Here is a 13,803-nt window from a genome sequence, read left to right as displayed (position 1 = left end):
TTCGGGTGTGTGTTATTCGACCAAACCCATGAAACATTTTCTCTTAACCTGGCTGTTTACGGCACTGGCATTAATCATTACTGCCTATCTCGTACCGGGTATTGCGATCGGGAGTTTTGCCACGGCTGCGATCGCGGCGATTATCTTAGGGATTGTCAATGCTATTGTCAGACCCATTCTGATCATGCTGACTTTACCCTTGACGATTGTGACATTGGGGCTATTTCTGTTAGTGATTAATGCCATCTCCTTGTCCTTAGTCGCTTACCTAACGGGTGCCATGTTTACGATTAGTGGACCTCTTGACGCCTTGATTGGTTCAATTGTGTTGTCTGTCGTGGCGAGTATCCTCAACCAGTTTGCGGATTAGTCATTAGTCATTAGTCCTTGGTCATTTGTCCTTGGTCGGGGCGGATTGAGTGACATCGGGGTGACACAAAAATGTTAGTTGTGAAACTTGCCATTGGATGGGGCGGGTTTAGTGACATCGGGGTGACAAAAAAATGTTAATCGTGAAACCCGCCCCTACAGTCGATCAGGGTTTGGAATTAACGTTATCATCAATAGGGAAACGAAAATATATCAATCCGTCCCTACATTGAGACAGGACGGGTTTTGTATTAATGTTCTCTCTGATCGGGAGACGAAAGTAGATAAACTTGCCCCCCTAGAACGTCAAAATGGTTTCCACTAATGATTAAAATTCTTCACCTGTCAGATATCCATCTGGGAAGTGGCTTCTCCCACGGGCGAACTAACCCAGAAACGGGGTTAAATACACGACTGGAAGATTTTGTCAATACCTTATCTCAATGTATTGATCGCGCTATTGCTGAATCCGTGGATTTAGTCTTATTTGGCGGCGATGCTTTTCCTGATGCTACACCACCCCCTTATGTGCAAGAAGCCTTTGCCACGCAATTTCGCCGCTTAGTGGATGCAGAAATTCCTACGGTATTGCTAGTAGGGAATCATGACCAACATTCCCAAGGCAATGGGGGCGCGAGTTTATGTATTTATCGTACCCTAGGTGTGCCAGGATTTATTGTTGGTGATACGCTGGCGACGCATCCAATTCAAACCCGGAATGGTTTAGTCCAAGTGATTACGTTACCCTGGTTAACCCGTTCTAGTTTACTGACGCGCCCAGAAACTGAAGGGTTAGCCTTAGGCGAGGTAAATGAGTTATTAATTCAACGCCTTGAACCGATTTTAGAAGGAGAAATTCGGCGGCTAGATTCCCAAGCACCAACCATACTCTTAGCCCATTTAATGGCAGATCGGGCTAGTTTTGGCGCAGAGCGTTTTTTAGCGGTGGGTAAAGGCTTTACCATTCCCCTGTCACTAATGGCGCGATCGTGTTTTGATTATGTAGCATTAGGTCATGTCCACCGCCATCAAAATCTGAACCCCTCGAATAACCCACCCGTCATTTATCCAGGTAGTATTGAACGGGTTGATTTTAGTGAGGAAAAGGAAGACAAAGGTTATGTGTTAATTGAGTTAGAGAAAGGAAAGGCTGAGTGGCAGTTTTGTCCCTTACCTGTGCGCCCATTTTGCACGATTAACGTGAATTTGGTTGAGGAAGCTGATCCAGAAGCGGCATTACTTAAAGCGATTAAGAAAAAAGCGATTAACGACGCTGTAGTTCGGTTGATTTATAAAGTCCGTTCTGATCAGTTAGATTTAATTGATAATAGTACAATTCACCAAGCCCTGAGTGAAGCCCACAGTTATACGATTCGCCCCGAATTAGCCAGTCAGTTAGCCCGTCCACGTTTGCCAGAATTGGGGGTGGGTAGCAGTATGAATCCCATGGATGCGCTGAAGACGTATTTAGAGAGTCAGGATAATTTAAAAGATATTGCCGCAGATATGTTAGAAGCAGCGCAATATTTGTTGGATGGGCAAGGGGATGGCTGGTTAGAGATAGAGGAGGCTGGAGACGATAAGCAGGAAGCGAGTCAGGTGGGAAAAGGTAGTCAAAAGAATCAATTGCGTTTGCTTTAGGGGTTCGGGGAAACAGGTATGAGAATCAAGGAAATTTCAATCACTGATTTGTTCGGTGTGTTCAATCATGTTATTCCTCTTAACTTGGAAGAACACATTACCATAATTCATGGCAAAAATGGTGTTGGAAAAACTAAATTGCTCAAGTTAATCTATGAAATATGTAGTTCAGTATGTTATGAAACTCCTAGTATTCCTTTTGGTCAGTTAACACTAAATTTTGATAATGATAAAACGCTTAAAGTAGATGGGAGAAAAATTGAAGATTCTCCAGAAGGGCATGAGTTATTTTTAGATAAAATAAGCTCAATATATTCCCAGATTAATGTTCATTTTATAGAGGATAATCGGTTGTTAAACTCAAAATATAATAACCAAACACAACAATATAATCGTCAGTCAAGGTTACGTGCTGTTTCAAATTATGCCCAAGAATTAGCCAAGAATATTCAAGCCAAACTGACGGCATACGGAACCTTATCTCAGTCACTTGATACAACATTTCCGGCAAGAGTGATTCAACAAAAAGGAATACCTGAATTAACGGATAAACTATTCAAAGATAAACTCAATCACCTTAAAAAAAAACGTTCTAAGTTAATTGATTATGGACTATTAGTTAAAGATGAAAATACAGATATTAAAATTCAAGGAGATATAGACGAAAGCACTAAGAAAATTTTGTCAGTTTATATTGAAGATGCCGAGAAAAAACTCAGCTTGTTTGATGAGATAGCGAGAAAAATAGATTTACTCCAAAGAATTATCAATAACAAATTCTATTACAAACATATACATATTACTAAGGACAGGGGGTTTAGTTTTGCAACTGACGATGGTAAATTCTTGCATCCGACAAATTTGTCTTCTGGAGAACAGCACGAAGTTATCCTTCTTTATGAGTTATTATTCAAAGTTAAACCGAATTCTTTAATTCTCATTGATGAACCAGAACTATCATTACACGTCGAGTGGCAAGTGCAATTCCTTAAAGATTTACAAGAAATAACTAAACTGTCTAATATTGATGTTTTAATTGCGACTCATTCACCGGACATTATTCACGATCGCTGGGATTTAACGGTTGAGTTAAAAGGACCAGCCGAATGAGAGAATTTATTACCCCGGATCGGATTGCCAATCAAATTCGGATGCGGCGTAGTAGTCACGAAGGTTCTTTTCTAATCGTGGAGGGGCGTAATGATAAGCTTGTGTATGAGCGTTTTATAGATAGGACAAACTGTGAATTTTCTATCGCTAGTGGCAAGGAGAATGCTGTTGCTGCAATAAGGATTCTTGAACAAGATAATTTTGCGGGTGTTCTCGCTATTGTCGATGCAGACTTTTGCAGACTAGAGGGAACTTTACCTTCTAGCTCAAACTTGCTCTTAACCGATGAGCATGATCTAGAAATGATGTTGTTTAAATCATCGGCTTCAGACAAAATACTTTCCGAGCGTGGTTCAGAGGACAAGATAAATAAGTTTGGTCAAGATATCCGTTTAACGTTGCTGGAAAGTGGAAAAAGGATTGGATATTTAAGATGGCTTTCATTAAAAGATAATCTATTTCTGAAGTTTGAGGAATTAAGTTTTAGTAAATTTATTGACAAAGCCACATTAGTGATTGATACAGGTAAACTGGTTAAGGCTGTTAAAGATCACTCTCAAAAGTTAGCCCTGAGAGAGCAAGATATTCAAAAAAGTATAGAAACATTAGAAAAAACTGCCCACGATCCTTGGCAACTCTGTTGTGGTCACGATATTATTTGTATCTTATCAATAGGATTGAGTAAGGTGTGGGGTTCATGGAAAACAAACGAGATTAGACCCGATATACTGGAGAGAGAATTACGACTCGCTTACGAGGATTCTTATTTCCGCAGCACTCAACTTTATCAATTAATTCAGCAGTGGGAAATCAATAATAAACCCTACCAGGTTTTGTCGCCAGGGAATTAACGTGAGCAACTTTGGGTGAGTGTGAATGAATGAAACGAGAAAAGGCGATCGCGTTTATGGCAGAATCAGAGATAGAGTGTTAACCCATATTCATGACTCGACTAAAAACAGCAGTTCCAACTGATACCTGGGTCGTCGCCACCTGGGATGAATATATACAGACGATTGATAATCCGGCTGACCCAAAAGCCAAATGCTACTACCACAATGGAAAACTAAGAATTGAAAGGACTCCTCTGGGATATGATCATGCTAGCGATCATACGGTGATTATCTTCGGTGTTAACCTTTTTGCTGCCCTAAAAGGTATTCCTCTGCATGGACTTGATAACTGTACCTATCGGAAAACAGGCTTTGATGATGCTCAACCTGATGTATCTTACTATATTGGTGACAACGCTGATGTGATTCCATGGGGAACGTCTATTATCCAACTTGATAATTATCCGCCCCCTAATTTAGTTATTGAAGTTGCCAATACCTCACTCGCAGATGATCAGGGCGAAAAACGGCTACTTTATGAGGATTTAAATGTTAATGAATATTGGATTGTCAACGTAAAGACTGCCACAATTATGGCTTTTTCCATCGAGAATGGTGGGAGTCGGCGGATTCGCGAGTCTCAGGTTCTCCCGGGTTTAGCGATTTCGGTATTACAAGAAGCGTTGCAGCGTACACGTCAGATGAATCAATCTCAAGTTTGTGCTTGGTTGTTAACCCAATTTCAACAATGAGTAAGTAGGTGGACACAATTAAAGTTAACGGTTGAGATTAGGGAACAGGGAATGGGGAATAGGGAATAGTAAGAAATTGAGGTCGATTTACAAAAATTAATGAGCGTGTTGTTTTCTTTTGTCCGACTACTTACCGTTGTCAAATTATTAAGTGTCCCAATGCAACTTCATATATCGATATGTTTGGAACCTCCTTGCAAAAAATGCTCAAGCCAATGGGGAGAAGTAAAAGAAACTAATAATCTTCACGGTGTAGGATTGTACTGCAAAAAATGTGGAGAGTGGTTTAAGTGGATTCGTAATGGCGAAACATTGAATGCTGAAATCAAAGTGGAGAAGAGTACATAAAAATACTTAGTTTTTCTGAACTACTGTGCAATCCTGAGTGATAGCAATTAGGTGAAATACAGGTTAAATCAGCACGAACTGTATAGTTGTACCAGATTCACGGAAGCACCGATTACGTGAACTCGATTTGATCAGCTATAGTCCTATCCGTGGCAGAATCGGAGATAGAGCTTAACCGATAGATAATGCAAAAGGATAAGGTACTGGCAATTTTAACCACAAACCAAGACGCCTTAAAACGTTTTGGAGTCAAGTATTTGGCAATTTTTGGTTCAGTAGCGCGAGATGAGGCTAGACCAGACAGTGATGTGGATATTTTAGTCGAATTCTCTGAACCCGTAACCTTTGATCGTTATATGGATCTCAAATTTTACCTGGAAGACCACTTCGGTACATCAGTAGATCTTGTGACTCGGCGATCGCTCAAACCCCAGATTCGTCCTACTATAGAACAAGAGGCAATTCGTGTCACGTAGTATTCGTCTTTACCTAGTAAAGTATTTCCATTACTGGAGGGGATTCAGCATATCTTAGAAGTGGAGTTTGGTAAAGGTTAATATGACATGGGGCTTCTGGCGGATTAAGCTAAATATATATCTTTTTTCCCTTGGGAGTAAGCGGTCATGTGGTTAGCGGGTTTGTTTGTTTTTGGCGGCTGGATGGTATCTTTGTGCTTGCACGAGTTTGGTCATGCTGTTGTCGCCTATTTCGGTGGCGATACTTCGGTTAAGGATAAAGGCTATTTGACGCTTAATCCCCTCAACTATACTGATCCGGGTTTGAGTCTGCTAATGCCGATGATTTTCTTGGTGATGGGGGGAATTGCCCTTCCCGGTGGGGCGGTTTATATTGACCATAGTAAATTACGCGATCGCAGATGGGAGAGTGCAGTCTCTGCGGCTGGTCCGTTTGCTAATGCGGTGGTGACGGTGGTGTTGGCAATTCCATTCTGGTTGGATTGGGTTACGGTATCACCTGACGATTGGCTGGGACAAAGTTTAGCCTTTCTCATTTTCCTACAAATTTTTGCCGTTGTTATCAATTTACTGCCGATTCCCCCTCTGGATGGATATGGAATTCTCCGCCCTTGGTTACCGCAATCGCTTCAGCAACGATTCAATAAATTGGGTCGATATAGCTTTTGGTTTATTTTTGGTGTGTTATGGTTTGTACCAGCAGCAAGTCGAGAACTTTTTCTGTTCATTTATCAAATTGCTTTACTTCTCAAGATTCCTCCCGAAGCGATTCAGTTAGGAAGTGTCCTATTTACTCAACCCGCGACGAAGTTAGCATTAATTGTCGGATTCCTTGGCTTTCTCTGGTTGATGAAACAAAAAGGAAATCAAACCCAAAAGGCTAGCGATTTACACGGGTTTAACCAAGGAAATAAATTTATAGAAAAGCAGCAATATGATGACGCGATCGCGGCTTACGATAAAGCTATTCAATTTAATCCTAATGTCTATCAAGCGTGGTATAATAGAGGACTTTGCTTGGCAGAGTTGCATCAATTCGAAGAGGCAATTACTTCCTACCAGAAAGCCATTAAAATTAAACCAGACTTTTATCAGGCTTGGAATTCTCTAGGTAATGCCTTTTATCACTCACAACAGTATACAGAGGCGATTACTGCCTACGACCACGCCCTGCAACTCGAACCGAACTTGGCTGATACTTGGTATAATAGAGCCTGTTGTCGTGCGTTGCAAGGTTATGTTGACCTGGCGATTGACAGTTTAAAACAGGCAATTGAGATTAATCCCAATTTCCGAAAACAAGCGAAAACTGATGCTGATTTTGAATCGATACGGAATAGTTGGCGTTTTCCGGAGATTGTGCCGCAATGATAATCAATAATAAGTGATTCTGTGGTGGGCAAAAATAAGGAACGATATTATCAGGGTTTTAAACGTTATAAATTTTGCCCACCCTACGTCTAAATCGCTTAACAAATGACAAAGGACGAATGACAAATGACAAAGGACAAATAATTAATGAATCCACTTTCCCAACAATTGCCAATAGTGCTTTTAGTCGCCACGACGCTGGTAATACCATCAACGGCTGATATTCATCCGGCACAAGCGGAAACCTGTGCCGCAAACAGTTGTAGACAAGAATCCGTAAAATTTGTACCGGGTCAACGAATTACCGTTGAGGTAGCTAATTTAACCTCTAGCGTGATCAAACTTCAACAGGTCGATGTTACAGACCCTTTACCTGTGAGTCCCGGACAGGTTCTCTCCTTTGTCCGAGGTGGGAATACGAACCCCAATTTCTCGGCGGTGCTTTGGGATACTCAAGGATTACCCTTAAATGTGAATATCCGCAAACCTGAAGCCAGAGTCTTACGAATTGAAGTATTGCCCAGTGGTCGTTCTCCAGGGGTTCGCGCTGTTTATCTGCAAGATGACGGTCGAGTAGAAGTGATGTAAGGTGTTAGGTGTTGGGTGCATTCATTGATTATGAACAACTATCCTTGTTATTCTGCTCAACTTCTGCCTCGTATTCGCCATACTCCAAATCATTGGCTTGGTAATCACGATAGTCAGGAGATATCTGTTGTTCCGGCTACTAATGCCGCGAAAACTAATCCGTCTCCAGCGTTGCCTGTTACCAAGACGCTAGATCCGTTGTTATCGCAACGGATTTTAATCACAACTGAGTGATCGGAGTGATCGAGTTTAAGAAGTGTAAATTATTCAGATCCCACGCTTCAAAGACGTGGGTTTTTACGTTCATGGTTCATGGTGCATGGTTTGTGGGTTCTGAACAATCAATGATAAACCCTGAACCAAGTAGCTTGAATCAATCCAGGTCAATTGAGCGATTAAGCTGGCGTATGATACTCAAAGAAAAGGCAAATTACGTCATGTAACATCAAATAACATCAAAACTGATTAATTTTTTGTTATCTAAATTTGCTATTATATACAATTAAGTTTAAAGTGACATCTGCCTTGTGACGGGTAAGCATTAAATTTAATTTTTTTCCGATTCTTCCCCAAAATTTTTACATTTAATAAGTAAGCTGATCAACGTCGGGTGGAGAAATAACATGAATAATTGTCCTTGTTGTTCGTCTCAGTTACTAGCTCACGTTCGTGATAAGCATATTTATTGGTTTTGCTCTCGTTGTCGCCAAGATATGCCTGTTAAAGCTAGTAATAGAAACCCTTTTCACCAAGAGTTTTCGTTTGTAAATCCCTTAAATGATATTTTGTCACAGAAAGTTTTAACACCAGCCGATTAAGTCGGTGATAGGGCGCCCGTCGGTCTTATGGGTCAACTTAAGGCTTTGTATAACTAGCGCTCAAAGTTTAGATCCCCCTAAATCCCCCATGCAATAAAAGCGAAGCATCCTCTGGCTTCCCCCTTTTGAAGGGGGACGGGAGGGGGATCTAATAGGGAAGAGGGGGATCTAATAGGGGGGGCTAGGGGGGATCTCTTATTAAGTAAGGGTTCCAGCCTTAAGTTGACACGGGCGCACGTCGGTGCGCCCCTACGATTTGTCAAAGAGATTGCGAATATAACCCCATCGTTTACCCATCTGAATGGGGGCTAATCCGTCACTAAAAGACCTGACTTGATCAAATTCTGGTGAAATGACCCGATCGCCCTTTTTATTGATATACCCCCAAAACGATCCAATTTTGACGGCGGCTAATTCCTGGGAAAAGGGTTGCGCTGCGTCAAATTGTGGCTCAATAACCAATTCTCCAGTAGAGTTAATATAGCCCCAGCGATCGCGTAATTGCACAGGGGCAAGTCCTTGGGCAAATGACCCCGCCGCGTCAAAGTTCGTGGGAATCACCAGTTGACCCGTTGAGTCACAATATCCGTATTTACCTGCGAGTTGTACCGCCGCTAATCCTTCGGAGAACAATTCCGCCTGATCAAACTGAGTCGGAATCGCCCATTGACCAATTTTATCGATATAACCCCATTGATCTTCAACCTTCACCGCCGCTAACCCTTCACTGAACCGAGTCGCCTGATCAAACTGAGGGGAAATTACGGATTGACCGGATAAATCGATATACCCATACCGACTACCAATTTTTACTCGTGCTAATCCTGCCGCAAACTGATCTGCCTGATCAAATTCTAAACGAGTGATCAGGTGTCCCGTTTTGTCAATATAGCCCCACTTGTACCCCATTCGCACTCGCGCCCGTTCCTCCTGAAACGAATCCAGCCAATCAAATTCAGGCTGAGTAACGAGATTCCCAAAGCGGTCAATATAACGATATTCAGCCCCAACGCGGCGATGGGTAAACCCTTGGGCTTTTATGTGGGTAGTGTTGAAAGGAACGGATTGGGCATAGACGTGCGATCGCAAGGCGTTGGCTAAGGTATCATTATCCTGGCGCAAGCCCTCGTAGAAAAATAACACCTCCCCGGCTAAACCGCGATCGCGATTGTACTCAATTGCCTGGACTAAATCCTGGGAACTGATGCGATACGACCCACTTTTAATCAAGATTCCGGGCATCACTGTAGACAATTGTACCGGGTTTAATTGGTCATTCACCAACCGATCAACAAGCTGTTTATAACTAGCAAAATCCCGGCGATAGAATTGGGGATGTATCATATCCACCAATCCCTGATCCGCCCACGCTTGGTTATCTTGTAAATATTCCTGGAATCCCCAAGGATAGGGACTCGGTGCGATAGAAATTATCAAGTCTGGATTAATCGTCACTACTTGTCGGTACAGACGAGTGAGGAAATCCGTTAGCAAATCTGCCCGCCATTGTAACCATTGGGCGTCTTTTGGGTTTTTAGGCGGTTCTTGGTTGAACTGCTGAATATAACGTTGTACGGTTTGGGTATCATACCCCCCTTCAGATGGCAGGGCGGGTAAGCGGTCATCTCCCTGAATTCCGGCAATATCGTAATTTTGGATAACTTCCAGGATAAGTCCCATAACAAAATTCTGCACCTGGGGGTCAAACGCATTCAGCCATTCAAAGTTATTTTTTGTGAGTAAATTGCCTTGACTATCCCGCGCCGCCCAATCGGGTTTTTGGGCAAGTATGCGTCCACCTTTTTTGTTATAGGAACTGGCAAAACCATATTCAAACCACGGAATTACGGCTAATCCCACGTTCTTAGCCGCTTGAATCAGTTCAGCGAGGGGATCTCGCCCAGTAAAGCGCGGGTCAATTTCCAGTCCCATGGTATCTCGCATCAGGCGACTGGGATAAAGCGTCGCCCCATTATTCCAAACCACCGGAAAAACTACATTAAATCCAGTGTTGGCGAGGAAATCCATCGCCTCAGCTATGTTTTTTTGGGAATTAAAGACTTGGCTATCAGTAGTCGTTAGCCAAACGCCTCGGATTTCGGGTGGGGATAATTGATTTCGGGCGTTTGTAGTCAGCGCTTTAGCACTTTTGGCACTAAAGTGCCTACTACGAACCCAGCTTAAGTCAACGCCATTTTGCGGCAATCGTACTAATGCGATTCCTTCGGAAAACGGTTCAGCTTCATTCAGTTGCGGATCAACAATAAATGTGCCAGTTTTATCAATATATCCCCATTTATCGCCTAGTTTGACCCTCGCCCGTTCTTGGGTAAAGGAATCCGCCTCATCGAATAACGGTTCAATGGCAATGATATCCCAACCGGGAATATACTGTCGGGGAACGCCAGGGAGTTTTAACGCCCGACTAATCAGTGCAGCTACTTCGCCTCGTGTCGCATTGCGATTCGGGTGTAGGCGTCTGACATCTGGATAGTTAACGACTAAAAACTGACGGGTTGCGGTTGCGATCGCGCCTCGTGCATAATTGGGAATAGCCGCCGTATCATCGTAATATTGTTGGAGAATTGGGTTAGGATTCGGGTCACGGTCATACTGTAACCCACTGACTAATGCCACCAGCGCTTGTACACGGGGAATGGGTTGATTGGGGCGAAAGGTTCCATTCGGATAACCTGAGAAAAATCCGGCACGGGTAACAGTTTGAATCGCGGAATTTGCCCAGTGATTGGCGGGTACATCGCGAAAATTGATTGCATCGCGCACTGGGGTAGCCTGGGGAAAGGCTTTATTTAAAATCGCAGCGAATTCAGCCCGGGTAACGGAGTTATTGGGGCGAAAGCTGCCATCCGGATAACCACTGATAATTTGGCGGCTAAAAAGCTGGTGAATTGAGTCTTTCGCCCAATGGGTTTGGGTATCGGCAAAGCTGGAATCGGGGGAGTTCGTCATTTGTCATTGGTCATTTGTCATTTGTCATTTGTCATTGGTCATTTGTCATTGGTCATTTGTCATTTGTCATTTGTCATTGGTCATTTGTCATTTGTCATTCGTCATTTGTCATACTCGCTTTCGCGAGAAGCAAGCTACGTTATTTGTCATTTATCATACTCGCTTTCGCGAGAAGCAAGCTACAATTATTCCCACTGTAGTGTTAAGGTATTATCGGCGTTCAATTTTACGCGATCGCGAAACTTTTTTCCTTCCCGATTCAAGACATCCTTTAGCCATAGTGTATCCGTTGTTGATGCTCGGTTTAATCGCATATTTTTGATCTGGGTTGGTGTCATTTGCAGCTTGATTAGCTGTCCCGTTGCTGGATTAGAAATAGGGTGATAAAATTAGACGTATGATTGTCTATAGTAACTTATTTTTTATTGACTTAATTTAAAGTGCGATCGCGAACGGTACGCTACACCAATGTTAAACTCAATCTAAGATAAAGAAAGTCGCGATCGCAATCCTAGTTCATGTCATTTACCTATTCTCCCGGAAACCTACCCTTTCAACGCCTGCGCGATGTGCGTGGGGCGCTGCTGCAACTGCATAAAGCCCTTCTCCACTCGGAACGCGATAGGTATGAACGGTTTCATGGGCGTATTCGTTCAAAAGGAGAGTTTTTCCAACTGGTTGTCCAAGATGAATGGTTTAGTTGGCTACGCCCTTTCTCTCAATTTATTGTCCAGATTGATGAAGCGTTGAGTGCCAAAGAACCGATAACGTTGCATCAGGCAAATGAACTTTTAGACGAAGCCCGTTCTCTGGTTTCTCCTGATGAAGCGGGAACTAATCGAGAGCAACGTTATTATCAAGCAATTCAACGTGATCCCAATATTGCGCTGATGCATGCTGATGTGTCAATATTGCTTTCTAGGAGTAAACGTTAATTAAATAGGCTGTTTCCCTGGAAAACATTTGACCCCTCCCTAACCCTCCCCTTGTCAAGGGGAGGGGACTTCTCCCAACTTTTAGATGAACTCCCTGTTCCCTGTTCCCTATTCCCTATTCCCTATTCCCTATTCCCTATTCCCTTTACAACTTGTCCTGATAATAAATTTGGATTAAATTTTCCAATTTCTCATCAGGACAACATTCAATCAATGCTTCAAATACCTCTAGCAATTTGGCGCCACTTTCTCCTAAGGTTGGACTCAATCCCCAAACATCCTGTACCCAGTCTTGAGGACGTTCATCGTCAAATACTAAACGTTCTAGCAGTTGCTTGGCTTCTGTTTTGGAAATCGGTTCTTTGTCATTTATCATGGATAATTAGTCATTCGGGACTTATAGTTGGGGACAGTTCCGCAAAAATGGAAAGGAGTGTAACCCCTCAATTATTGGTCAAGCGTTTCCATTTGATAACGAATAGCTGCAACTCCTTGCTCATTTCCTAATTCTTCAAAAATCGCCAAGGCATCTTGATAAGACGTTTGCGCCATTTCTTCTTTGCCTTGTTGACTGTAGATTATCCCCATATAGTATAAAGCTCTAGCTTGCAACTCAGGGATATTTTCAGCGTTGAAAATATCTAAGGCTTGCTCGTGAAAGTCTAAAGCTGGGGCATATTCTTTTAAGTTTTGATGGGATAATCCTAGGTAATAAAGAACCTCTCCTTCTAATATATTTTCCTCCAAGTCCTGATAAATGTTTAGCGCTTCTTTAAGGAAATCGATCGCTTGCTCATTTTGATCTTGAGCGAAATAAACTTTGCCAATATTGCCCAAGACAATGCCTTCACTGCGGCGATTATCTACTTCTCGGAAAAGTGCCAGTGACTGTTGATGCAGATCTAGTGCTTGAGAATATTGTTCTAGACTTGAATAGACTGAACCCATATAATCGAGGATGATCGCTTCTTGGTAAGGATCATCGAAGGTTTTGGCTAGGCTTAAGGCTTGTTCGTAAGCGTTTAGTGCATCATCATACTGTTGACGATGCTCATAAATTAGACCAATTTGGGTCAGAGCTATGGTTTCTTCTACGGGGGCTTCGACTTGCTCAAACAGGTTGGATGCTTCCTCTAGTCGATTTAACGCCTCCTGCATTTGACCTTGCTGATACAGATCAATTCCTTCATCTAGCAACTGTTGGGCTGCACCCAGTTGATTTTGAGGGATTTGGGCTTGTACCTGGGTTGATAGAGATAGGGATAGATTAGGGGATAGGGAAATCGGCGATAGTAATGTTAACAGCAGCGTCGCTGTCGCCAAGCTGAGAGAGTGAAGTCGTTGGGGTAGGGATAAATAGGTCATGAGGCTAAAATCGTAGTTTACAGGATCGAGCAGATGACACCATAAAAAAGCAGAAGGCAGAAGCAGAAGCAAAATTTCAAGCTACAGTCTCACCAACCGCCTTGGGTTAAAACCCAAGGAACCAAAAGTTTTATATTCTATTTTAATAGAAACCCCTTTTTTGCCCTGGCGACTAGAAGCCCTGGCGACTAGAAGTCGCAGCTACACAAACAAAGTCCGCCTGCGCG

14 protein-coding genes are annotated in these 13,803 nt (G+C 42.7%); 10 read left to right on the top strand and 4 right to left on the bottom strand.

Annotation, left to right across the window (positions count from 1 at the left end; genetic code table 11):
* Positions 1 to 28: 28 nt before the first annotated feature.
* The 9 genes from RIC07_RS01030 (at position 29) to RIC07_RS00990 (ending at position 7,722) form a co-directional block, all read left to right on the top strand.
* Complete coding sequence (locus RIC07_RS01030) at positions 29 to 370, top strand: phage holin family protein (RefSeq protein ID WP_446392887.1); 342 nt, start codon at positions 29 to 31, stop codon at positions 368 to 370.
* Between the two features lie 323 nt (positions 371 to 693).
* Complete coding sequence (sbcD, locus tag RIC07_RS01025) at positions 694 to 2,010, top strand: exonuclease subunit SbcD (RefSeq protein ID WP_446392886.1); 1,317 nt, start codon at positions 694 to 696, stop codon at positions 2,008 to 2,010.
* 18 nt (positions 2,011 to 2,028) lie between these two features.
* Complete coding sequence (locus RIC07_RS01020; RefSeq protein WP_446392885.1) at positions 2,029 to 3,120, top strand: AAA family ATPase; 1,092 nt, start codon at positions 2,029 to 2,031, stop codon at positions 3,118 to 3,120.
* Positions 3,117 to 3,971, top strand: a complete 855-nt coding sequence (locus RIC07_RS01015; protein ID WP_446392884.1) for a DUF4435 domain-containing protein — start codon at positions 3,117 to 3,119, stop codon at positions 3,969 to 3,971. Before RIC07_RS01020 ends, RIC07_RS01015 begins: the two co-directional genes overlap by 4 nt.
* A 92-nt stretch (positions 3,972 to 4,063) precedes the next feature.
* Positions 4,064 to 4,705: a Uma2 family endonuclease gene (locus tag RIC07_RS01010; RefSeq protein WP_446392883.1), complete on the top strand. Its 642-nt coding sequence runs from the start codon at positions 4,064 to 4,066 to the stop codon at positions 4,703 to 4,705.
* A gap of 533 nt (positions 4,706 to 5,238) precedes the next feature.
* Positions 5,239 to 5,529, top strand: coding sequence for a nucleotidyltransferase family protein (locus RIC07_RS01005; protein ID WP_446392882.1), 291 nt, complete (start codon positions 5,239 to 5,241; stop codon positions 5,527 to 5,529).
* A gap of 147 nt (positions 5,530 to 5,676) precedes the next feature.
* Positions 5,677 to 6,900 carry a tetratricopeptide repeat protein gene (locus RIC07_RS01000; RefSeq protein ID WP_446392881.1) on the top strand — a complete coding sequence of 408 codons (1,224 nt, stop codon included), beginning with the start codon at positions 5,677 to 5,679 and terminating at the stop codon, positions 6,898 to 6,900.
* Positions 6,901 to 7,047: 147 nt separating this feature from the next.
* Positions 7,048 to 7,488: a hypothetical protein gene (locus RIC07_RS00995; protein WP_446392880.1), complete on the top strand. Its 441-nt coding sequence runs from the start codon at positions 7,048 to 7,050 to the stop codon at positions 7,486 to 7,488.
* A gap of 30 nt (positions 7,489 to 7,518) precedes the next feature.
* Complete coding sequence (locus RIC07_RS00990) at positions 7,519 to 7,722, top strand: hypothetical protein (RefSeq protein WP_446392879.1); 204 nt, start codon at positions 7,519 to 7,521, stop codon at positions 7,720 to 7,722.
* Positions 7,723 to 8,555: 833 nt separating this feature from the next.
* Here RIC07_RS00990 and RIC07_RS00985 read toward each other — a convergent pair.
* Entirely contained in the window at positions 8,556 to 11,276 is a 2,721-nt protein-coding gene (locus RIC07_RS00985; RefSeq protein WP_446392878.1) for a WG repeat-containing protein, read from the bottom strand.
* A gap of 185 nt (positions 11,277 to 11,461) precedes the next feature.
* A complete protein-coding gene (locus tag RIC07_RS00980) occupies positions 11,462 to 11,590 on the bottom strand; it encodes a hypothetical protein (RefSeq protein WP_446392877.1) in 129 nt (42 codons plus the stop codon).
* A gap of 204 nt (positions 11,591 to 11,794) precedes the next feature.
* On the opposite strand from RIC07_RS00980, the gene RIC07_RS00975 reads away from it, so the two are divergent.
* Positions 11,795 to 12,211: a hypothetical protein gene (locus RIC07_RS00975; RefSeq protein WP_446392876.1), complete on the top strand. Its 417-nt coding sequence runs from the start codon at positions 11,795 to 11,797 to the stop codon at positions 12,209 to 12,211.
* A gap of 145 nt (positions 12,212 to 12,356) precedes the next feature.
* Here the strand turns inward: RIC07_RS00975 and RIC07_RS00970 are convergent, their stop codons facing one another.
* Together RIC07_RS00970 and RIC07_RS00965 are read right to left on the bottom strand one after the other, a co-directional pair.
* Positions 12,357 to 12,587 (bottom strand): hypothetical protein, encoded by a 231-nt coding sequence (locus RIC07_RS00970; protein ID WP_446369429.1) that lies wholly within the window; start codon positions 12,585 to 12,587, stop codon positions 12,357 to 12,359.
* 71 nt (positions 12,588 to 12,658) lie between these two features.
* Positions 12,659 to 13,576 (bottom strand): tetratricopeptide repeat protein, encoded by a 918-nt coding sequence (locus tag RIC07_RS00965; protein WP_446392875.1) that lies wholly within the window; start codon positions 13,574 to 13,576, stop codon positions 12,659 to 12,661.
* Between the last annotated feature and the right edge of the window lie 227 nt (positions 13,577 to 13,803).

Source organism: Coleofasciculus sp. E1-EBD-02 (assembly GCF_040218245.1).
Classification (GTDB): domain Bacteria; phylum Cyanobacteriota; class Cyanobacteriia; order Cyanobacteriales; family Coleofasciculaceae; genus Coleofasciculus.
This window is presented reverse-complemented; position numbering and strand designations above follow the sequence as displayed.

Coding starts and splice junctions, on each gene's coding strand:
- RIC07_RS01030 (WP_446392887.1), top strand. CDS start 29: ATGAAACATTTTCTCTTAACCTGGCTGTTTACGGCACTGGCATTAATC.
- sbcD (WP_446392886.1), top strand. CDS start 694: ATGATTAAAATTCTTCACCTGTCAGATATCCATCTGGGAAGTGGCTTC.
- RIC07_RS01020 (WP_446392885.1), top strand. CDS start 2,029: ATGAGAATCAAGGAAATTTCAATCACTGATTTGTTCGGTGTGTTCAAT.
- RIC07_RS01015 (WP_446392884.1), top strand. CDS start 3,117: ATGAGAGAATTTATTACCCCGGATCGGATTGCCAATCAAATTCGGATG.
- RIC07_RS01010 (WP_446392883.1), top strand. CDS start 4,064: ATGACTCGACTAAAAACAGCAGTTCCAACTGATACCTGGGTCGTCGCC.
- RIC07_RS01005 (WP_446392882.1), top strand. CDS start 5,239: ATGCAAAAGGATAAGGTACTGGCAATTTTAACCACAAACCAAGACGCC.
- RIC07_RS01000 (WP_446392881.1), top strand. CDS start 5,677: ATGTGGTTAGCGGGTTTGTTTGTTTTTGGCGGCTGGATGGTATCTTTG.
- RIC07_RS00995 (WP_446392880.1), top strand. CDS start 7,048: ATGAATCCACTTTCCCAACAATTGCCAATAGTGCTTTTAGTCGCCACG.
- RIC07_RS00990 (WP_446392879.1), top strand. CDS start 7,519: ATGAACAACTATCCTTGTTATTCTGCTCAACTTCTGCCTCGTATTCGC.
- RIC07_RS00985 (WP_446392878.1), bottom strand. CDS start 11,276: ATGACGAACTCCCCCGATTCCAGCTTTGCCGATACCCAAACCCATTGG.
- RIC07_RS00980 (WP_446392877.1), bottom strand. CDS start 11,590: ATGCGATTAAACCGAGCATCAACAACGGATACACTATGGCTAAAGGAT.
- RIC07_RS00975 (WP_446392876.1), top strand. CDS start 11,795: ATGTCATTTACCTATTCTCCCGGAAACCTACCCTTTCAACGCCTGCGC.
- RIC07_RS00970 (WP_446369429.1), bottom strand. CDS start 12,587: ATGATAAATGACAAAGAACCGATTTCCAAAACAGAAGCCAAGCAACTG.
- RIC07_RS00965 (WP_446392875.1), bottom strand. CDS start 13,576: ATGACCTATTTATCCCTACCCCAACGACTTCACTCTCTCAGCTTGGCG.